The organism is Agrobacterium sp. SORGH_AS_0745 (assembly GCF_030818995.1).
Lineage (GTDB): Bacteria > Pseudomonadota > Alphaproteobacteria > Rhizobiales > Rhizobiaceae > Agrobacterium > Agrobacterium tumefaciens.
On the sequence record NZ_JAUTBI010000003.1, the window covers coordinates 2,379,428 to 2,398,215 of the forward strand.

An 18,788-nucleotide genomic window follows, 5' to 3' on the forward strand; every position below is an offset into this window, starting at 1 on the left:
TTTTTGCGTCGGGCGTCAAGCATGTGGACCATGCCTGACGCCCTGCCCGCTCAGCATTCCACAACGTTGACGGCAAGACCGCCGGTGGAAGTTTCCTTGTACTTGTCGCTCATGTCGTTGCCGGTCTGGCGCATGGTTTCGATACAGGCATCGAGCGGCACGAAATGCTGGCCGTCACCCTTCAACGCCAGGGAAGCCGCCGTTACCGCCTTCACCGCACCCAGCGCATTGCGCTCGATGCAGGGCACCTGCACCAGACCGGCGATCGGGTCGCAGGTCATGCCGAGGTGATGCTCGAGCGCGATTTCGGCGGCATTCTCCACCTGTTCTGGCGAACCGCCCATGACGGCGGCAAGGCCTGCGGCCGCCATGGCGGCAGCGGACCCAACCTCGCCCTGACAGCCGACCTCGGCACCTGAAATAGATGCATTATGCTTGATGATGCCGCCGATTGCGGCCGCCGTCAGCAGGAAATCGCGAACATCGTCAACGGTCGCATCCTCGTGGAAATGCCGGAAATACCGGACCGTGGCCGGAACGACGCCCGCAGCGCCGTTGGTCGGCGCTGTCACCACGCGCCCGCCCGCAGCATTTTCCTCGTTCACGGCCATGGCATAGACGCTCAGCCAGTCATTCGCCATGACAGGATTGAGCCGGTTGCTGCGCCATTCCTCATTCAGCTTCTCGTAGATGGAGCGGGCACGGCGGCGCACCTTCAGGCCACCCGGCATGATACCATCCACCTTCAGCCCGCGCTCGATGCAGCCGTTCATCGCCTCCCAGATCTGGTCGAGGCGCTCGTTCAGCTCGTCGCGGGAGATTACCGTTTCTTCGTTTGCGCGCTTCATCTGGGCGATGGTGCGGCCGGAGCGGCCCGCCATCTCAAGCATTTCCCGCGCCGTGGCGAACGGATAAGGCACGCGCGGACCATTATCGATGGTCTTGCCGCGCTGCTTGATCGCTTCCAGTTCCGTATCGGTCACGACGAAACCGCCGCCGACGGAATAATAGATGCGCTTGAGAAGCAGCCTGCCCTGATTGTCGAAGGCGGAAAAGGTCATGCCGTTGGCGTGGCCGGGCAGCGGGTTCTTCTTGTCGAAGACCAGATCCTCGGCTGGGTTGAACTCATAGGAGGGGTGGCCGGGTGGCGACACGGTACCGGCCTTTTCAACCTTTTCGATGATCGGGTCCATGGCGTCGGGGTCGACGAGATCCGGCCGCTCGCCCGTCAGGCCGAGGATGACCGCACGGCCGGTGCCGTGGCCAATGCCGGTAAAAGCAAGCGAACCGTGCAGGCTGACCTTCAGGCGCGACACGGAAGCACCCGCCGGACGCGGCCATTCATCACCGAGGATAAGCGCAAGAAAGCGGTTCGCCGCCGTCATCGGCCCCATCGTATGCGAGCTGGAAGGACCGATACCGATCTTGAAGACGTCGAAGACCGAAAGAAACATGAGGCTTACCTTGAATAAGAATGGATTCCACCGCCATCATATCCAAAGCCGCGACGGATCGCCACAAAAGAGCGGCACCGGCTTTTGCAGCTGCGACATACAGGCCGCAGAAACGAAAACAGCACGGTTTCCAGAGGAAACCGCGCCGTTTCAAAACCCGTCATTCATGAGAAGTGCTTATGGGCTGCCAAAAATGTACGTCAATGCGAGAAATGCGGCAAAGCCTGCAAGCGCGCGCAAGGTGACGGCCCAACAGGATTTCTGAGCGGTTTCTTCCATGATTACTCCAGCTATTCACTCTCCGGGCGATCTTCAAGACCGGGCCCGTTGGGGGAAGCATTTATTAAAATCCGGCGCAGAACGCAAATGCAAAAAGCGGCTAAATGAAGGCGTTTTTGACGGGCTGCCATTCGTCAGTTGCATAGGTGTGTGAAAAAACAAGGCTTTAGATCGGGGCTTTCGGGTTACCCCTTTTTGCCGTTCGCCTCAATTTGAACCAAAGTGTAACTGGTTTATGAAGGTTTCGCACAAACACCTGTTGAAGCCAGCGGCAATCGGCATTCCAGAGTTGAATTTCAGTGTCCGGACTGTTGTGCCTTGAAACCCTTTCGGCTGTGCCTTATCGACAGAAAACGGCAACGGGATTCGTCATTACATGCAGCAGGCATCATCTTTTCCGGACCGCGAGACGGTCGCATCGAAACTTGCCTCGCTTGCAAGCGAGGACAAGGCGTGGGTGCTGCTTTTGATGGAAAACGTGTTGCAGGATGAAAACCTGCTGGCCGGCCTCAATCTCTATCTCGATCAACAGGCCAACGCTCGCTTCCTCAACAGTCTGAAACTTGAGACATCAGGCGAATGGCTGGGCTGTAACGCCCCTGCCCGCCTGCAGATACGCATCACGGAAGCGGCCAAGGCCAGCCAGCATCCTGCCTATCTGGCCTTCCGCAAGGGACTGACGGCATCGGCAGGCCTCGAAAAGGCCTACCCCAAGGCGCCGATCTGACTTAGTCAGGCACCCTGTCGACGACAGCGATAATCGGCCCCATGGCAAACAGGGAATCGCGCCTTTTCATCGCGGGAATGTCGACACTGGAAATCGTCCCGTCGAGATACAGCGCGTTTGGCGCATCCAGCACATCCCTGAACAACGTCGCGAAGTCGTAAAAACGCACGGTGTTTTCCGAAATCGCGAAATGCACCATGCCGTCGCGCGACACGCCGACGCCGTTGCGGCGTTTCAGGCTGTCGCTATCGGGCAGAAATCGCGGATGCAGCTTTCCATCGATCACCAGCATCGGGCCGGACTGGGTGGCAAAATCCGGCTTCAAGCCGGCAGACACATAGGCCTGCGTTTCCAGAACGCCCGCCATTGCACCCTTCAGATAAAACACGCCATTCGGCAGAAGATGGAAATTGCCCCACCCGCCGCCGGTAATAATCGGCGAACGTTCGACGCCGTTTTCGACAAAAAGGCCAACGGGAGAATAGTCGGAATGATACATGCCGCCATTCATGGCGAAAACGCTGAACATGTGCTGCCGCCAAAGGGCGGAGGAGAGATCGGAGAAGGAGCGATATCCCTCACCCGAGACATGATCGCGGTCGTAAATCCGGATCATGCTTTTCGCCGGATCGAAACTGCAGACGATGTAACGTCCGCCCGCATGCTCCATGGTTTTGCAGAAATCCGCCTGTCCGCCCGCCTCAGCCGAAAACGGCAAAAGCAATGGCAGCAGCAAGCCAATCAGTCTTTTCGTCACCAGTCTTTTCATCAACGCCCGCTCATGCCCTCTCGCCCCATCTTAATACGGCGCGATTCTTACTTCATGAACTGTGACGGTGAAATCAGGTCAAAGAAAAGGCGTCCCCTTCATTCAGGGAGACGCCAGACCTTGGAGGGGAGAGACTTAGCGACGCGCGGCGCGGTCTACGCTACGACCTGCGTCCTGCGTGGCGTCCACTGCATTTGCCGTATCCCGGCCAACGCCGCGAATGGTATTACCGCAGGAACTCAAGGTCACGACGGTCAACAAAGCCACGAAAACTGTCGAAAGAATACGTGTGATCATTTGAAATAACTCCCCTATGACTTGCCGTCCAAAGGCAAGCGCCGATGTGATATGCGTCACAATAACGTGAGCATTGGAAATCGGTTCCACCGGCGTTTGAAAAAATCCCGTCGGTGAAAATTAACATGGTTGTGAACTTCGCGAGGGAAACTCGGGCGCAGGGATCATGATCGGGAAAATCGTGTGGGTGACATGACTGAGATAAACAATCGGCTACTGGTGATGACGGCGGGGGGGCTGAACCCCAATGTCATGATCAATGCGCTGGCCGCCCGGTTTCCGGATATCCATGTCATCGTGGAGCAGGCGGAAAGCAAATCGGCCATTCTGAAAAGACGGGCACGGCGGCTCGGCTGGATGACAGCCGCAGGCCAGATGGCGACGATGATCGCCTCCCGGCTCGGCAAACGCTTCACTGTTCGGCGCACCAATGAGATCATTGCCGAACATGGCCTCTCTGCCGATCTCGGCCAGGCAGTTCCTGTTACACATGTTGCCTCCCTGAACGACGAAGAGTGCCACAAGGCCATCAACACCTTGCAACCGGCGGCGATCTTCACCATTTCCTGCCGCCTTCTGACACCGGCAACCCTTCAAGCTCTGCGCTGCCCGGTCATCAATTTCCACGCCGGCATCAATCCCGCCTATCGCGGCCAGATGGGCGGTTATTGGGCGCTGGTGGAAAAGGACCGGGGTAATTTCGGTGCGACCGTGCATCTGGTCGACAAGGGCGTGGATACCGGCGCAACCCTTTACGAAAAGCGGCTGAAGCCCTCGCCTTCCGATACCATTGCCACCTACCCCCTGCTTCTGACCGCCGCCTCGGTCGATATTGCGGTCAGCGCTATCGAGGACGCCCTTTCCGGCAGCCTTGCGCCGCAACCGCCCTTGCCTGGCAAATCGGTGCTGCGGTTTCCGCCGACGATCTGGACATGGCTGTGGAACGGCCTCACCAAACGTGTCTGGTGAGAACAACCAGCCATTGCCGCCAGCCAAACGCATGAAATCAAGCTTCGTCGCAGATGCAGGGCTGTCTTGCCGCAACAGGCAAAGACGTGGGCAAAAAAGCGGTGCATGATAAGGAAAAGGACCAAATTCAAATTGCACGATATCTCGACCTCTCCCGCCATTGCCGCCTCCATTGAAGCCTCACCCGCACAGGTGCTCGGCCCGGCAAGTCTTGCCGGTATCTTTCCACAGGGCGTGCGTGTTTATCTGACAGACACCGGACAGGCCTCGCAGGACAGGCTGGTCGACGCTGCAAAACACCTCCGCGATCTCGGCTACACACCAGTGCCGCATCTCGCGGCACGGCGCATATCGTCTCGCGTGCAATTCGAGGAGCAGGTGAAGCGGCTGGCAGGCGAAGCGGGTGTGTCGGATGTGCTGGTAGTCGGCGGTGGCGTCGCGACGCCGGCTGGACCCTTCACATCCAGCATGGATATGCTGTCGACCGGCATCTTCGATCGCTGCGGGATCAATCAGATTGCAATCGCCGGCCATCCCGAAGGCAGCCCCGATTTCAGCGATGAGACGGCGACGGCCGCCTTGAAGTTGAAGTATGATTTTGCCGAAAGAAGCGATGCGGCAATGCGCATCGTCACCCAGTTCGGCTTCGACCCCGCGCGCTTCATCGCCTGGGCGGAAGGACTTGCCGCCTCCGGCATCGACTTGCCGGTGCATATCGGCGTCTCCGGTCCGGCCAGGATCACGACGCTGCTGAAATATGCAGCTCTCTGCGGCGTCGGCAATTCCATCGCCTATCTGAAAAAGAACGCGCTCTCCCTGACGACGCTGGCCAAGGGCCATTCACCGGAAAGCGTGGTCGGCCCTATCGAACGGCACTGGCAGGCAAATCCCGCAGGGCCGATCCGGCAAATACACGTTTTCCCATTTGGTGGGCTACAGAATTCGGCAGACTGGCTGGCGGGTCGTGGAAGCTGGCAAACCGGCGATGCGGACTTTTCCACAAAACGGGGCACGGTAGCGATCTAGGCCCACCTTTGCCTATGGCGCGACGGACGCTCGCCGTCGCGCATTCCCGTTATAAAGATCTACCTCAGGCCGCCTTGGCGACCTCGACAAAGGCGTTGCGGATGCTTTCCGCGACCGCAAGGATGGGGCGCGAGGGTCTTTCGCCCGTGATCAGGCGAATATCGAAATAACCAAGTTCCGGCAGGCCTTCCTTGTCGCTCAGAATGACCATGTCGTTCTGCACATAGGAGCGCGGCAGGGGCGCGATGGCGAGATCGGCGGCAATTGCTGCGCGCTGCGCCATGGTATGGCCGCTGAGATAGGCCACGCGGAAATTGCGACCCCGCTTTTCAAGCGAGTTGATCGCTTCCGAACGCCAGATGCAGCCCTCTTCCCAGATCGATATAGGCAGCGGATCGCGCAGATAGGCCGTACCGCATTTTGCCCCGGCCCAGACGAGGCGTTCGCGCATCAGCACCTCGCCCGTATCCCGCAGCGGATGCGACGCACAGTTGACCAGTGCCAGATCCAGCCGCCGTTCATCCATGCGCTTGTAGAGATTGGAACTGGAATCGATCGTGACATCGATCATGATGCCGGGGAAAACCTCGGCAAAACGCTTGAGGATACCCGGGAGCAAACCGCGCTCGCCGATATCTTCCGGCGCACCGAGCCTGACGACGCCAGACAGTTCAGGCATGACGAAACGCGACACGGCCTCGTTAGACAGCGCGATCATGCGGCGCGCATAGGTAAGAAGCGTTTCGCCATGCGCCGTCAAAGTCACCGAGCGGGCATCGCGCAGGAACAACGTCGTCTTCAGCTGTTCCTCCAGCTTCTTTATCTGCATGGAAACGGCGGACGGCGTTCTGAACACCACCTCTGCAGCGGTGGAGAAGTTCCCGGTCTCGGCAATCGCGACGAAGGTTCTCAGAATGTCGTTATCCAGCAGCGGCAGCGGTTGGCGGAAAGTTACGGTCATGGCACGAACCTTCAAATATTTTGATTTATAGATGGATATCATTTCGTTTGATTGAATGTCAACACAGGCGCACCATCCGGGACATCGAATGACAGGGCAACTAACGCCTTGTCGGAATGAAGCGCTGGCCCATCACGGAAAGACAGGAATTCCGGCAGGCGGCTAGCGCGAGTCATTCCTAAAACTGATGAATGACATAAAATTCATTCTCTTGTTTGATGAGATATGTAAGCGCATACCGAAGTCGTAAACAGGATCGTGGTTCACGAAAGGATCAAGACATGGCCATGATACATTATCACCCCGCAGCGAGCCGTTCGTCGCAACGCCCCTCGACCGGTAGCTGGCTCCAGCGCCTGTCCGGACAGATTTCCGCTCTCCATACGTCATGGAAGCGCGCAAGAATGCTCCGCGCGCTGGAAGGTTTGCCGCCTGAAACATTGAAGGACATTGGATGGCCGACAACCGACAGCAACCGCATCAGGGTCGTCCGCAAATGATGCGCAACCCCATGGCTCGCAACCGTCTCAGGACTTGCGAGCCATCCCCGTCAATCCCGAGACGCGCCGGCATAGGCGTAAAATGACCTGCCTGTTTTACATGCGACACGACGCCCTTTAAAAAGGCTTGTCGCAAATTTTGCATATTTCAAAAGCTATTTTTTGACAGCCCGGATTTCACGGCGTATTTTTCGTTAAAGATGTCGGAAACAGGACATCCAGAAGACCGATTCCAAGGGAGGAATTGCGTATTCGCAACGGAGCACGGGCAAATGAGCAGGAACTCCCAGAAGAAACGCTCAATCGTCTTTTTTCTCATTCCGCAATTTACCATGCTGCCGTTCGCCGCAGCGGTTGAAACGCTTCGCATCGCCAATCGCATGCTGGGCTATCAGGCTTACGAATGGCGCCTCGCCTCGCTCGACGGCCAGAAGGTCATGTCATCAAGCGGCATCTGTCTTGAGGTGGACACCTGTCTTGCCGATGAGCGCCGATATGTCAGCGGCGAAAACCGCGTTGAAATGGCAATCATCTGTTCGGGCATCGATGTCGACCAGCACATCAACAAATCCGTCAATGCCTGGCTGCGTGAAGCCTATAATCGCGGCATCGCCATCGGCAGCCTCTGTACCGCCGCGCATATCCTCGCGCAGGCCGGTCTCTTGAACGGCAAACGCTGTGCGATCCACTGGGAGAACCTGCCTGGTTTTTCCGAAGCCTTCCCGCAGGTGGAAGTCTATGCCGATCTCTTCGAGGTGGACAGCAACATCTATACCTGCGCCGGCGGCACCGCATCGCTCGATATGATGCTGAGCCTGATCGGTCAGGATTTCGGCGAAAATCTTGTCAACCGCGTCTGCGAGCAGCAATTGACGGACCGGGTGCGCAGCCCCAACGACCGCCAGCGCCTGCCGCTGCGTGCGCGCCTCGGCGTTCAGAATAGCAAGGTCCTGTCGATCATCGAATTGATGGAAGGCAATCTGTCCGAGCCGCTGTCGCTGCTCGACATCGCCGATGCGGCCGATCTGTCGCGCCGACAGGTGGAGCGTCTCTTCCGGCAGGAAATGGGCCGCTCACCCGCCCGCTACTATCTTGAAATCCGCCTGGACCGCGCCCGCCACCTGCTGGTGCAATCGGCCATGCCGGTGGTCGAGGTTGCCGTTGCCTGCGGTTTCGTCTCCGCTTCGCATTTCTCCAAGTGTTATCGCGAAATCTACAATCGCACGCCGCAACAGGAACGGGCGGAACGCAAGCTGCTGATCAGCGCTTCGCGGATGGCAACCGCGAGCCAGGGCAAAGCCGCGCACTGACGCGGCTTTAAACCTCTAGGGCGAAAAAGCCCTCGCCTCAGTGATGAAAACCTCCCCCCGTCATGCCGGACTAGATCCGGCATCCAGCCACGACGCGTCTGCGCAGCGAAAGGTATCTCCTGCGATCAAGTCCGGGGTGACGGAGTGGACAACAACTCAAGGTCACGCAAAAGGCCGCACCGCGTAGGCGAGATCCTCTGCCGTCATACCTGCACCCGCCCTGCTGCCCGCCTCGCCATGCAGCCAGACACCGGCAGCGGCGGCCTCAAAGGCAGGCGTTCCCTGCGCAAGCAATGCGCCGATGATGCCAGCCAGCACATCGCCTGACCCCGCCGTCGCAAGGCTCGACGGCGCATTGGTATTGACCAGCGCGCGGCCGTCCGGCGCGGCGATGACCGTATCCGCACCCTTGTAGACCAGCACTGCGCCGCTGCGCGCCGATGCGGTCTGCGCCTTCTCGATCTTGCTCAGTGACGTGTCAGCGGTGAGATCGGGAAAGAGCCGAGCAAACTCGCCCTCATGCGGCGTCAATACGAATTTCCCCGCGCCTGAAATCATCCGGTCGAACAGGGTTTCCGGGCAGTCCTTGAAAGCGGTGATCGCATCGGCATCAAGCACCACCACCTTGTCCCCGAGCAGGGACACGAATTGCCGCGCCTTTTCGAGATCGCCGAAACCGGGACCGAGGACGAAAGCGCCGTGGCGTTTGTCGTCCAGCCAGTGGCGCAGATCGTCCGCATCATCCAGACCGGAGCTCATCACCGCCGTCAAAGTAACCGAAAGCACGTCGAGCGCCTGCTTTGGTGCGGCGATGGTGACGATGCCCGCCCCCGCCTTCAGCGCCGCAATTGCCGTCATGCGGCTTGCTCCCGTCGCATGTGGCGGTCCGGAAAAGACGGTCAGATGCCCACGGCGGAATTTATGCGTTTCCATTTCGGAGCGGGGCAAGGCGTCGCGCCAGACAAGTGGATCGTTTTCCGCAACCGATCCCGCATGAGCGGCGAGAATACGGGAGGGGATACCGATATCGAACACCTCAAGCGTCCCGCACAGTTCCCGCCCCGGCATCAACAGATGGCCGGGTTTTCGCGCCATGAAGGTTACGGTCCGCTCCGCCTTGAACGATGCGCCCAGAGGCACGCCCCTCCTGCCGCAAAGACCAGACGGCAGATCGACGGCGAGAACCGGCACGGCTGCATGCGTCACCGCATCGATCACGCGCCGAAGCTCCGACGGAATCTCGCGGGGACAATCCGGCACCGAACACCGCGTCAATCACCACGTCACCAGCCATGGGCACATAGTCGCCAAGCGGCAGGGCTGTGGCGCCGCTGCCCTCGAAAGCCGTGCGGGCATCGCCTTTCATGGCCGTAACGTGGCCAAGATGATGAACCGCAACTGTCGCCCCGCTTTGCACAAGCGAGCGTGCCGCAACGTAACCATCACCGCCATTATTGCCGCCTCCGCAGAGCACGACGAAACGCAGCGCGTCCGGATAGTAGCGAAGGGCCGAAGCAGCGACCGCCTGCCCTGCCCGCTCCATAAGATCGTATAGGGGAATGCCGGATTGACCTGAGGCCGCATCGATGCGGGCCATCACAGCAGGGTCGATAAGAGAGAGATTCAATAGGGATTTCATGGAGCGATCATCCCTTCAAAACGCCGGAAAGGCAATCGATACAAAAATAAGCAAATGGCTGCGGCGAAATAATAATCAAATGCATAAAATATAAACAAATCAACAAAACGCCGTCAGTGCATTCCAAAATATTCAACATAACTAAAATAAGGAAAACCGACAGAATTGATGACGGATTTTTCGGGTTTTGGCGAGAAATTGGCTGGAAAACCACAAAAAGCGAATGCATTTTGTGCCAGAAAGCCGGGCAAGCGAAGTTTTTTCTTCAAGCCCGCTTCCGATCTGGCACAATACGTGCATTCTTGTGGCAGAGCGGGAATAACCTGCTTTAACGGGAGAAGCGGAGAGATATTTTCTCATGAAAAAGATCGAAGCGATCATTAAGCCTTTCAAGCTCGATGAAGTGAAGGAAGCCCTTCAGGAAGTCGGACTTCAGGGAATCACGGTCACGGAAGCAAAAGGCTTTGGTCGTCAGAAGGGCCACACGGAACTCTACCGCGGAGCAGAGTACGTTGTGGACTTTTTGCCGAAAGTGAAAGTCGAAGTCGTACTGGCGGACGAAAATGCGGAAGCCGTCATTGAGGCTATCCGCAATGCGGCACAGACCGGACGTATCGGCGACGGAAAGATTTTCGTTTCCAACGTCGAGGAAGTCATCCGAATCCGTACCGGTGAAACAGGCGTGGACGCCATATAATCGGAACCAGGTCCTGAGCCGGGGAGGCTCAGGTTTTTCACCTCGTCACCACCACACTCAAGGAAAACGTTTAAATGACGACCGCAAACGATATCTTGAAGCAGATCAAGGATAACGACATCAAGTTCGTGGACCTGCGCTTTACCGACCCCAAGGGCAAGCTGCAGCATGTCACCATGGATGTTGTCTGCGTAGACGAAGACATGTTCGCCGATGGCGTCATGTTCGACGGCTCCTCGATCGCCGGCTGGAAGGCCATCAACGAATCCGACATGGTGCTTATGCCCGATCCGGCAACTGCCCATACCGATCCGTTCTTCGCCCAGTCGACCCTCGTCATCCTTTGCGACATTCTCGACCCGGTTTCCGGCGAAGCCTATAACCGCGACCCGCGCGGCACCGCCAAGAAGGCCGAAGCCTACCTCAAGGCCTCCGGTATCGGCGACACCATCTTCGTTGGCCCCGAGCCGGAATTCTTCGTCTTTGACGACGTGAAATACAAGGCAGACCCTTACAACACCGGCTTCAAGCTGGATTCATCGGAACTGCCGTCCAACGACGACACGGATTACGAAACCGGCAACCTTGGCCACCGTCCACGCGTCAAGGGCGGTTACTTCCCGGTTCCGCCGATCGACAGCCTGCAGGACATGCGTTCCGAAATGCTGACGGTTCTCGCTGAAATGGGCGTCGTCGTCGAAAAGCACCACCACGAAGTCGCCTCCGCGCAGCACGAGCTGGGCGTGAAGTTCGACACCATGGTATCCAGCGCCGACAAGATGCAGATCTACAAGTACGTCGTGCACCAGGTCGCCAATGCCTATGGCAAGACGGCAACCTTCATGCCGAAGCCGATCTTCGGCGACAACGGCTCGGGCATGCACGTGCACCAGTCGATCTGGAAGGGCGGCAAGCCGACCTTTGCTGGCGACGAATATGCCGGCCTGTCTGAAAACTGCCTGTACTACATCGGCGGCATCATCAAGCATGCCAAGGCAATCAACGCCTTTACCAACCCCACCACCAACTCCTACAAGCGTCTGGTGCCGGGTTATGAAGCTCCGGTTCTGCTGGCCTATTCCGCCCGTAACCGCTCCGCATCGTGCCGCATTCCCTTCGGCTCCAACCCGAAGGCAAAGCGCGTCGAAGTCCGCTTCCCGGACCCGACCCAGAACCCCTATCTCGGTTTTGCGGCCATGCTGATGGCCGGCCTCGACGGCATCAAGAACAAGATCCATCCCGGCAAGCCAATGGACAAGGACCTTTACGACCTTCCTGCGAAGGAACTGAAAAAGATCCCGACCGTCTGCGGCTCGCTGCGCGAAGCGCTGGAAAGCCTCGACAAGGATCGCAAGTTCCTCACCGCCGGCGGCGTGTTCGACGACGACCAGATCGACTCGTTCATCGAGCTGAAAATGCAGGAAGTCATGCGCTTCGAAATGACCCCGCATCCGGTCGAATTCGACATGTACTACTCTGCCTGACCGGCATTTGGGACGCCTTTAGAGGCGTCCCTTCCCGCTCGGCGGTTTTCCCCTGGAAAGCCGCCGTTTTCTTTTGATGCCCAGCCATGTCGCGAACAATGTCGATCAAGCCAGCCTCTCAGCAAACGCGCCTCACGGACTGGCTCATCTTTCTGGCGGTACCGTTCTTTTTCTCCAGCAACATCATTTTCGGCCGCGGCGTCATCGGCGAGGTCTCGCCCTTCATTGCCGCCTTCATTCGCTGGATCGGATCGAGCCTCATCATCGCTCCGTTCATGATCGCCGACTGGCGGAACTGCATCGCCTTTGTGCGCCAGAAAACGCTGCTCTGGCTCGTTCTTGGCATTCTCGGCATGGGCGTCTGCGGTGGCGTGGTCTATTGGGGCCTCACAATGACGACGGCTGCCAACGGTACGTTGATCTACACGACTTCGTCGCTATTCATCATCCTGTTCCAGCGCATCTTTCAGGGCCGCCCGATCCGCAGGCTCGAAGTGGCGGGCATGATCATCGCTTTTGCGGGCGTGGCGGCAATCGTGCTCAAGGGCGATCTGTCCGCGCTCTGGCAGATGAAATTCAACATTGGCGATTTTGCCATTCTGACGGCAGCGATTGCGTTTGCGGTCTATTCGCTGCTATTGCGCGATCCCGCGGCGCGGCAGATGGCCTCGTTCAGCCTTTTTGGCCTCATCGCCTTCTCCGGCGCGCTGGTCCTGCTCCCGCCGGCAGCGGTGGAACTGGCGCATGGTGGCTTGCTGCCGGCCACGGCCATCGCCTGGGCCAAGATCGGCGGCATCATCCTGTTCGCCTCACTGCTTGCCTTTTATTGCTTCACCCATACGGTCCGCGTTTTCGGCCCCGCCACGGCAGGCATCACGCTTTACATGATGCCACCCGTCTCGATTGTCATGGCCACGCTTTTCCTTGGTGAAACGTTTGAAACATATCACGCCATCGGGATCGTACTGGTTACCGGCGGCGTCGTCATCGCCACCGCACCGATCGGCCGCAGGGTCGCTTAAGAGCATCACGGGAAAAAGGGCCGAATACCGCTAGCCCTTGATATTTCCCATTCCGCACCCAACTATTAGTGGGAAAGGAAGTTCATACCATGAAACAAAGAGACGCAAAATTTACGCTTGGCGAGATCGTCCGCCACAAGGTGTTTCCGTTCCGCGGTGTGGTGATTGACGTGGATCCGGAATATGCCAATACGGAAGAGTGGTGGAACGCCATCCCTGCCGATATTCGCCCGGAGCGCGACCAGCCCTTCTACCATCTTCTGGCGGAAAACGATGAGACAGAATATGTCGCTTACGTTTCCGAACAGAACCTCGTCCACGATGAAAACGAGGCGCCGCTCCGCAACCGCAATATCGAGCGGATGTTCGACAAGGCGCCCAACGGCGAGTGGCGGCCGAAGATGTCGCTCGCGCATTAGCGCAGGCCCGATTTGACAACAGTCATAAGGGCGCTGTGCGCTTTGACTGAAAATACGTCGGATCAAAACCGCGCATAAAAAAACCGGCCTGAAAACAGGCCGGTTTTTTCGTGTTCTCGTAAAGAGATCAGGGCTTCGGCGCGCCCTTCGCGGCGTCCTGAGCAGCTTCCAGCTTCTTGCGAGCCTCTTCGGCCTTTTTCTGCATGCCTTCCTGAAGGCTGCGCTGGCTTTCTGCGAGCTGCGACTGGGTGATAGCCGCGCCGTCATAAGCGCCGGTAAAGCCGGTAAGCGCGATCTTGATGGGGTTCGGCGCGCGGCGGAAGTTGATCGAGGTGAAGACGATCTCGTTGCCCTTCTTCAGCGACGCAATCATGGCGTCCGTCAGCGGAACTTCGGCCGTGCACTTGTCGGGTAGGCAAACAGCGTAATCGAGCTTCTGACCCTTGCCACCGTCGATCTGCATCATCACACCCGGGGGAATGAGGCGCGCGGTCGGAACGGAAACCTGGAGCAGCTTGCGGTTGACCTTGCCCTCGACAGTGATGAGGCCGACGGCAGTGATCATCTGGCCGTTCTGGGCAAGAACCACGTTCTGCACGACGCAGACATCGTTGTCTTCCTGCTTCGAGCAGGTCTTGAACCAGCCGAGCGGCGGAGCGCCAGCGCCCTGATTGGCGGGAGCATCCTGTGCCTGCGAGATGGCCGGAGCGGAAACCGCGCCCAGGGAAAGAACGAGAGCGGACAGAGCTGTCCGGGTGAATGTGTTTGCCTTTTGCATCATAAGAGTTCCGTCTCCTGAATGTCTGCCAGAACAGAACCGCGGGTCCTGCTCGCCGATGGCGGTATCCTTCTGCCCGTTCAACTGTCGTTTAAATGAGGCAAATGCGTGACCCGTCTCTTCCGGCCACCCTGTTACATGCCGTTCGCGGCGATATCCAGCACTTCTTTAACTTTTTCTTGAGGCAACCCAAGATTTCCCGCCCTCGCATGGGTCCAGCCATGGGCTTGTGCTACATATTCGCCAGAATCATAACAAAAAACCAATCATGACGATAACCGACCACGACGACAAAACGGACCGACAGTTGAGACAGGATAGTGACATGCGCAAGCTTGCGGCCCTCATCCCCGCATTGTTTCTTTGGGGAACGGCCCTGCTTTCTCCGGAAATTGCCTTGGCGCAGCCGCTTCACGCCATTTCCATGCACGGCACGCCGGCACTTCCCGCCGACTTCCGGCACTTCCCTTATGTCAATCCGGACGTGAAAAAAGGTGGTCGCATATCCTACGGTGTCGTCGGCACCTTCGACAGCCTCAACCCCTTTGTTCTCAAGGGAATGCGCACCACGGCGCGCGGCGTCTGGGACCCTGAATTCGGCAATCTCCTCTACGAGCCGCTGATGCAACGCTCGAGCGACGAGCCTTTCAGCCTTTACGGCCTGCTTGCGGAAACCGTGGAGTGGGACGAGGAACGCACCTTCACGCAGTTCAACATCAATCCCAAGGCCAAGTGGTCGGATGGCGAGCCGGTGACGCCTGACGATGTTATCTTCACATTCAATCTCCTGAAGGAAAAAGGCCGTCCGCCGTTCAACAGCCGCCTAGACGGCGTGGCGAAGCTGGAAAAGATCGGCGAACACGGCGTCCGCTTCACCTTTAACGACAAGGCGAACCGCGAAACGCCGCTCATTCTCGCCTCTTCCACCCCGATTTTGCCGAAACACGCGATCGATCCGGAAAAATTCGAGCAGGCGGGCCTCGGCGCTGTCGTCGGCTCGGGTCCATACCGAATCAAGACATTGCGACCGGGTGAACGAATCATCTGGGAGCGAAACCCGGACTATTGGGGCAAGGATACCCCGAGCAAGGTCGGCTTCGAGAATTACGACGAGATCAGCATCACCTATTTCCTTCAGGTCACCACCATGTTCGAGGCCTTCAAGAAAGGCGATATCGACATCTATCCCGAAGGCGACGCCATCAACGGCACCTCCGATACGTCCCATTGGGGCCAGGCCTACAACTTCCCCGCCGTTCATCGCGGCGATATTGTCAAGGATGTGTTCCAGCCGCGCCTGCCATCGGGCATGTTCGGCCTTGTCTTCAATACCCGCCGCGCGGTCTTTGCAGACGAAAAGGTGCGTGAGGGCCTGTCCTATGCGCTCGATTTCGAGTGGATGAACAAGAACATTCTCGGCGGCGCATTCAAGCGTACGCAAAGCTACTGGCAGAACTCAGCGCTCGGCGCCTATGGCAATGCCGCAGATGAGCGCGAACTTGCGCTGCTTGGCGATGCGGCCAAGAGCATGCCGCCGGAACTTCTGGCGGGAACCTACGCCATGCCCACCACCGACGGGACCGGCGCGGACCGCAAGGTCCTGAAGCTCGCCGTCGATAAGCTGAAAGAGGCCGGATACAGCATCAAGAACGGCAGGATGTCCGACGCCAATGGCCGCCAGCTCGCATTCGAAATCATGACGCAGAACCCGGCGCAGGAACGCATAGCGCTTGCCTATCAGCGTTCGCTGAACCTGATCGGCGTCGCCATGGGCATCCGCTCCGTTGACGATGGCCAATATCAGGCACGCTCCAACAGCTTCGATTACGACATGATCATCCGGTCCCTGCCCTCATCGCTCTCGCCCGGCGCCGAGCAGCTCAACCGCTGGAGTTCATTGTCGCGGGATGCGCAGGGCAGCTTCAACTATGCGGGTGCGGCCAGCCCCGACATCGACCGCATGATCGAGGCCCTGTTGCAGGCCCGATCCACGGAGGATTTTCAGGCGGCAGTGCGTGGTTATGATCGTCTTCTCGTCGCCGGCCACTATGTCATTCCGCTCTACTACATCGGCGCGCAATGGATAGCGCGCTGGAAATATATCGACCGCCCGGATATGACCCCGATATCAGGCAATCAGAAACAGACCTGGTGGGATGCGCGGGCACAATAACCCGCCCCTGCCCGGTCCAAGACAACGGAAGATAAAGCCATGGAACGCATCGTTATCGACGTCGTATCGGATATGGTCTGCCCCTGGTGCTATCTGGGCAAGGCAAGGCTCGATCTTGCCATTGCCGAGGTGCAGGACGAAATCAGCGTCGACGTGAACTGGCGACCTTACCGGCTCAACCCGGATTACCCGCCTGAAGGCGTTGACCAGAAGGCCGCGCTTGAGGAAAAGCTCGGCAAGGAGCGTCTCGAGCAGGCCCATGCCTCGCTGGTGGAACTCGGAAAACAGGTCGGCATCCACTACGATTTCGATGCAATCAAGATTGGCCCGAACACGCTCGACGCACATCGCCTGTCGCTCTGGGCCCATGCTGAAGGCCGTGACGTTCAGGAGAGGATCGTCACCGCTTTGTTCAAGGCGAATTTCGAGGAAGGCCGCAATATCGGCGATCACGCCGTGCTGACCGATATCGCCGAAAAGGCGGGCATGGACGCCAAGGTGGTAACACGACTTCTGGCGTCGGATGCGGACAAGGACACGGTGATTGCCGAAATTGACGCGGCGCAGCAAATGGGTGTTTCCGGCGTACCGTTCTTTATCGTTGACCAGAAATACGCCATCAGCGGTGCACAAACGCCTGATGTATTGATTGCTGCACTGCGGGATATTGCAAAAATCAAGGCGGACGAGCATAAGTCGATGAACTGACGGTCGAACACCGGCAGCTTGCCGTAATCGATAAACTGTTGGTGTTTTCCCGTGTCCGACCAGACCCTGAAAGGCATTCTGCTTGCCTTTGCCGCCTTCGCTGCCTACGCTTGGAGCGACGCGAGCGTTAAACTCATAGAAGGCCAGATTTCGCCGATCGAATCGGCCTTCTTCGGCGCCCTGTTCGGCCTCATCGCCCTGCCCTTCATCCGCAAGCGCAATGATCGCTGGGTGGATGTGGTGAAGACGACCAACCGGCCTTTATGGATCATCCGATTTTTTGCCGCCGGTACGGGTGCCGTCGGCAGCGTCACCGCTTTCACCCATCTTTCCATGGCCGAAGCCTTTGCGCTGATCTTCCTGCTTCCCTCGTTCGTCACCATCATGTCGGTGGTGTTTTTGAAGGAACAGGTGGGCATTCGCCGCTGGTCTGCGGTCATCATCGGTTTCCTCGGGGTGCTGGTCATCCTGCGGCCGGGTTTCCGTGAACTCGGCATCGGCCATATCGGCGCCATCATCGGCGGCTTCAGCGGCGCGCTCAGCATCGTCATCTTCCGCGCCATGGGTCCGTCGGAAAAGAACGTCTCGCTGTATGGGGCCGGCGTCCTGGGCTGTCTTACCATCAGCGGCATCGCCATGGTGCCGACCTTCATCATGCCGGGCGGCGAACAATGGTTGCTACTGGCGGGATACGGCCTACTCGGCGCGCTTGGCAACGTGCTTGTCATGTATGCTGCCCAATATGCGCCCGCCGCCATGATCGGCCCAACGCAATACAGCCAGATGCTCTGGGCCATCCTGTTCGGTTACCTGATCTTCGGCGACCGCATTGATGGCTGGATGTTGATGGGCATCGCCCTGATCGTGGGCTCCGGCTTGCTGACGCTGATCCGCGAGAAGCAGCGAAAAGTGCCGCTTCCCGCCTCCATCGCCGCGACCGACCAGAATGTGGCTGTCGGGATCACGCCGGAAGACGAGCGCTAAAGTCGAAAATGCATGAGAACCAGCGACGCATGTTTGCGTCGCTGGCATGGCATTCGATCAATCACAAACCCAGACCCGATACATGTCGCCCCAGGCGTTCTGTCGCCAGGCCACGTGGCAGCGAGGATAAACCGGCTGGTAAACAACAGGCGGTCCATAAGCTGGCGCGGCGTAGACGGGTGGACCGTAGGCCGGTGCATAATAAGCGGGGCCATAAGCGTAACCGGGATGCCTTGCCCCGGCGATGAGCGCTCCGCCAATGATCGTTCCTGCGATCCCGGCGGCAAGGCCGCGGCCGAAATTATTGCGCGCTTCCGCCTGACTGGTGGTGGCAATTGTGGTGCCCGCAATTGTCAAAGCAACCAGACCAGCGGTGGCAAACCTGTTGATGTTGGTCCACATCGTCCTGCTCCTTCAAGACCCGGCGGCTTTACGATCCGCCGCACCGGGTATGAAGGAAAGATTACGCCCGCGAAGACTACCGATACATGTCCGTTTCGTTACATCGCGGTAATTTTCGCTGAAGGCAGTGAGTGGAGTTTTCGAGGGATTGGCTAATGGAAATGAGCCGACGATGGGTGGCTTACCCCCT

Annotated in this window: 20 protein-coding genes and 1 pseudogene; 13 read left to right on the plus strand and 8 right to left on the minus strand. The window is 58.3% G+C overall.

Going from position 1 to position 18,788, the window contains the following annotated elements; all coding sequences use genetic code 11:
- Positions 1 to 50: 50 nt before the first annotated feature.
- Positions 51 to 1,454 (minus strand): L-serine ammonia-lyase, encoded by a 1,404-nt coding sequence (locus QE432_RS21355; RefSeq protein ID WP_013636313.1) that lies wholly within the window; start codon positions 1,452 to 1,454, stop codon positions 51 to 53.
- On the opposite strand from QE432_RS21355, the gene QE432_RS21360 reads away from it, so the two are divergent.
- Together QE432_RS21360 and QE432_RS21365 are read left to right on the plus strand one after the other, a co-directional pair.
- Positions 1,453 to 1,719 (plus strand): hypothetical protein, encoded by a 267-nt coding sequence (locus QE432_RS21360; protein WP_019566127.1) that lies wholly within the window; start codon positions 1,453 to 1,455, stop codon positions 1,717 to 1,719. The genes QE432_RS21355 and QE432_RS21360 overlap by 2 nt on opposite strands.
- A gap of 390 nt (positions 1,720 to 2,109) precedes the next feature.
- On the plus strand, positions 2,110 to 2,460 hold the full coding sequence (locus QE432_RS21365) for a hypothetical protein (protein ID WP_003515702.1): 351 nt from the start codon (positions 2,110 to 2,112) through the stop codon (positions 2,458 to 2,460).
- Position 2,461: 1 nt separating this feature from the next.
- Here QE432_RS21365 and QE432_RS21370 read toward each other — a convergent pair whose 3' ends face one another.
- Together QE432_RS21370 and QE432_RS21375 are read right to left on the minus strand one after the other, a co-directional pair.
- Positions 2,462 to 3,229 carry a phosphodiester glycosidase family protein gene (locus QE432_RS21370; RefSeq protein ID WP_306625559.1) on the minus strand — a complete coding sequence of 256 codons (768 nt, stop codon included), beginning with the start codon at positions 3,227 to 3,229 and terminating at the stop codon, positions 2,462 to 2,464.
- 135 nt (positions 3,230 to 3,364) lie between these two features.
- Positions 3,365 to 3,526, minus strand: coding sequence for an entericidin A/B family lipoprotein (locus tag QE432_RS21375; RefSeq protein ID WP_003515706.1), 162 nt, complete (start codon positions 3,524 to 3,526; stop codon positions 3,365 to 3,367).
- A gap of 192 nt (positions 3,527 to 3,718) precedes the next feature.
- On the opposite strand from QE432_RS21375, the gene QE432_RS21380 reads away from it, so the two are divergent.
- Entirely contained in the window at positions 3,719 to 4,495 is a 777-nt protein-coding gene (locus tag QE432_RS21380; protein WP_065687284.1) for a formyl transferase, read from the plus strand.
- A 105-nt stretch (positions 4,496 to 4,600) separates the two neighbouring features.
- A complete protein-coding gene (locus QE432_RS21385; RefSeq protein ID WP_306625562.1) occupies positions 4,601 to 5,521 on the plus strand; it encodes a methylenetetrahydrofolate reductase in 921 nt (306 codons plus the stop codon).
- Positions 5,522 to 5,585: 64 nt separating this feature from the next.
- Here QE432_RS21385 and QE432_RS21390 read toward each other — a convergent pair whose 3' ends face one another.
- Complete coding sequence (locus QE432_RS21390; RefSeq protein WP_003515711.1) at positions 5,586 to 6,524, minus strand: LysR family transcriptional regulator; 939 nt, start codon at positions 6,522 to 6,524, stop codon at positions 5,586 to 5,588.
- A gap of 239 nt (positions 6,525 to 6,763) precedes the next feature.
- Between QE432_RS21390 and QE432_RS21395 the strand changes: the two genes are divergently transcribed.
- Complete coding sequence (locus tag QE432_RS21395) at positions 6,764 to 6,982, plus strand: hypothetical protein (RefSeq protein ID WP_025593690.1); 219 nt, start codon at positions 6,764 to 6,766, stop codon at positions 6,980 to 6,982.
- A 272-nt stretch (positions 6,983 to 7,254) separates the two neighbouring features.
- On the plus strand, positions 7,255 to 8,292 hold the full coding sequence (locus tag QE432_RS21400; RefSeq protein WP_003515714.1) for a GlxA family transcriptional regulator: 1,038 nt from the start codon (positions 7,255 to 7,257) through the stop codon (positions 8,290 to 8,292).
- Between the two features lie 162 nt (positions 8,293 to 8,454).
- On the opposite strand, the pseudogene QE432_RS21405 reads toward QE432_RS21400, so the two are convergent.
- Together QE432_RS21405 and QE432_RS21410 are read right to left on the minus strand one after the other, a co-directional pair.
- Positions 8,455 to 9,931, minus strand: a pseudogene (locus tag QE432_RS21405) (NAD(P)H-hydrate dehydratase).
- Positions 9,932 to 10,044: 113 nt separating this feature from the next.
- On the minus strand, positions 10,045 to 10,200 hold the full coding sequence (locus QE432_RS21410) for a hypothetical protein (RefSeq protein ID WP_003515718.1): 156 nt from the start codon (positions 10,198 to 10,200) through the stop codon (positions 10,045 to 10,047).
- A gap of 89 nt (positions 10,201 to 10,289) precedes the next feature.
- On the opposite strand from QE432_RS21410, the gene QE432_RS21415 reads away from it, so the two are divergent.
- From QE432_RS21415 to hspQ, 4 genes are all read left to right on the plus strand, one after another.
- Complete coding sequence (locus QE432_RS21415; RefSeq protein ID WP_003515720.1) at positions 10,290 to 10,628, plus strand: P-II family nitrogen regulator; 339 nt, start codon at positions 10,290 to 10,292, stop codon at positions 10,626 to 10,628.
- A 74-nt stretch (positions 10,629 to 10,702) separates the two neighbouring features.
- Entirely contained in the window at positions 10,703 to 12,112 is a 1,410-nt protein-coding gene (gene glnA, locus QE432_RS21420) for a type I glutamate--ammonia ligase (protein ID WP_003515722.1), read from the plus strand.
- Positions 12,113 to 12,210: 98 nt separating this feature from the next.
- Positions 12,211 to 13,134 (plus strand): DMT family transporter, encoded by a 924-nt coding sequence (locus QE432_RS21425; protein ID WP_306627112.1) that lies wholly within the window; start codon positions 12,211 to 12,213, stop codon positions 13,132 to 13,134.
- Positions 13,135 to 13,223: 89 nt separating this feature from the next.
- Positions 13,224 to 13,553: a heat shock protein HspQ gene (gene hspQ, locus QE432_RS21430; RefSeq protein ID WP_003515726.1), complete on the plus strand. Its 330-nt coding sequence runs from the start codon at positions 13,224 to 13,226 to the stop codon at positions 13,551 to 13,553.
- Positions 13,554 to 13,680: 127 nt separating this feature from the next.
- Here hspQ and QE432_RS21435 read toward each other — a convergent pair whose 3' ends face one another.
- Entirely contained in the window at positions 13,681 to 14,334 is a 654-nt protein-coding gene (locus tag QE432_RS21435; RefSeq protein WP_013636323.1) for an invasion associated locus B family protein, read from the minus strand.
- Between the two features lie 322 nt (positions 14,335 to 14,656).
- Between QE432_RS21435 and QE432_RS21440 the strand changes: the two genes are divergently transcribed.
- Genes QE432_RS21440 through QE432_RS21450 form a run of 3 tightly spaced genes read left to right on the plus strand, consistent with a single transcriptional unit; the run spans position 14,657 to position 18,196 of the window.
- Entirely contained in the window at positions 14,657 to 16,504 is a 1,848-nt protein-coding gene (locus tag QE432_RS21440; RefSeq protein WP_306625572.1) for an extracellular solute-binding protein, read from the plus strand.
- Positions 16,505 to 16,543: 39 nt separating this feature from the next.
- Positions 16,544 to 17,212, plus strand: a complete 669-nt coding sequence (locus QE432_RS21445; protein WP_003515731.1) for a DsbA family oxidoreductase — start codon at positions 16,544 to 16,546, stop codon at positions 17,210 to 17,212.
- Positions 17,213 to 17,263: 51 nt separating this feature from the next.
- A complete protein-coding gene (locus tag QE432_RS21450) occupies positions 17,264 to 18,196 on the plus strand; it encodes a DMT family transporter (protein ID WP_003515734.1) in 933 nt (310 codons plus the stop codon).
- A 57-nt stretch (positions 18,197 to 18,253) separates the two neighbouring features.
- Here the strand turns inward: QE432_RS21450 and QE432_RS21455 are convergent, their stop codons facing one another.
- Positions 18,254 to 18,598, minus strand: a complete 345-nt coding sequence (locus tag QE432_RS21455; protein ID WP_306625574.1) for a hypothetical protein — start codon at positions 18,596 to 18,598, stop codon at positions 18,254 to 18,256.
- Positions 18,599 to 18,788 lie beyond the last annotated feature (190 nt).

Excerpts from the sequence above, each read along its gene's own strand:
- glnA (WP_003515722.1), top strand. The coding sequence starts at position 10,703 with ATGACGACCGCAAACGATATCTTGAAGCAGATCAAGGATAACGACATC.
- QE432_RS21415 (WP_003515720.1), top strand. The coding sequence starts at position 10,290 with ATGAAAAAGATCGAAGCGATCATTAAGCCTTTCAAGCTCGATGAAGTG.
- QE432_RS21375 (WP_003515706.1), bottom strand. The coding sequence starts at position 3,526 with ATGATCACACGTATTCTTTCGACAGTTTTCGTGGCTTTGTTGACCGTC.
- QE432_RS21400 (WP_003515714.1), top strand. The coding sequence starts at position 7,255 with ATGAGCAGGAACTCCCAGAAGAAACGCTCAATCGTCTTTTTTCTCATT.
- QE432_RS21365 (WP_003515702.1), top strand. The coding sequence starts at position 2,110 with ATGCAGCAGGCATCATCTTTTCCGGACCGCGAGACGGTCGCATCGAAA.
- QE432_RS21395 (WP_025593690.1), top strand. The coding sequence starts at position 6,764 with ATGGCCATGATACATTATCACCCCGCAGCGAGCCGTTCGTCGCAACGC.
- QE432_RS21440 (WP_306625572.1), top strand. The coding sequence starts at position 14,657 with ATGCGCAAGCTTGCGGCCCTCATCCCCGCATTGTTTCTTTGGGGAACG.
- QE432_RS21455 (WP_306625574.1), bottom strand. The coding sequence starts at position 18,598 with ATGTGGACCAACATCAACAGGTTTGCCACCGCTGGTCTGGTTGCTTTG.
- QE432_RS21380 (WP_065687284.1), top strand. The coding sequence starts at position 3,719 with ATGACTGAGATAAACAATCGGCTACTGGTGATGACGGCGGGGGGGCTG.
- hspQ (WP_003515726.1), top strand. The coding sequence starts at position 13,224 with ATGAAACAAAGAGACGCAAAATTTACGCTTGGCGAGATCGTCCGCCAC.
- QE432_RS21360 (WP_019566127.1), top strand. The coding sequence starts at position 1,453 with ATGAGGCTTACCTTGAATAAGAATGGATTCCACCGCCATCATATCCAA.
- QE432_RS21435 (WP_013636323.1), bottom strand. The coding sequence starts at position 14,334 with ATGATGCAAAAGGCAAACACATTCACCCGGACAGCTCTGTCCGCTCTC.
- QE432_RS21355 (WP_013636313.1), bottom strand. The coding sequence starts at position 1,454 with ATGTTTCTTTCGGTCTTCGACGTCTTCAAGATCGGTATCGGTCCTTCC.
- QE432_RS21425 (WP_306627112.1), top strand. The coding sequence starts at position 12,211 with ATGTCGATCAAGCCAGCCTCTCAGCAAACGCGCCTCACGGACTGGCTC.
- QE432_RS21390 (WP_003515711.1), bottom strand. The coding sequence starts at position 6,524 with ATGATATCCATCTATAAATCAAAATATTTGAAGGTTCGTGCCATGACC.
- QE432_RS21445 (WP_003515731.1), top strand. The coding sequence starts at position 16,544 with ATGGAACGCATCGTTATCGACGTCGTATCGGATATGGTCTGCCCCTGG.
- QE432_RS21385 (WP_306625562.1), top strand. The coding sequence starts at position 4,601 with ATGATAAGGAAAAGGACCAAATTCAAATTGCACGATATCTCGACCTCT.
- QE432_RS21370 (WP_306625559.1), bottom strand. The coding sequence starts at position 3,229 with ATGAAAAGACTGGTGACGAAAAGACTGATTGGCTTGCTGCTGCCATTG.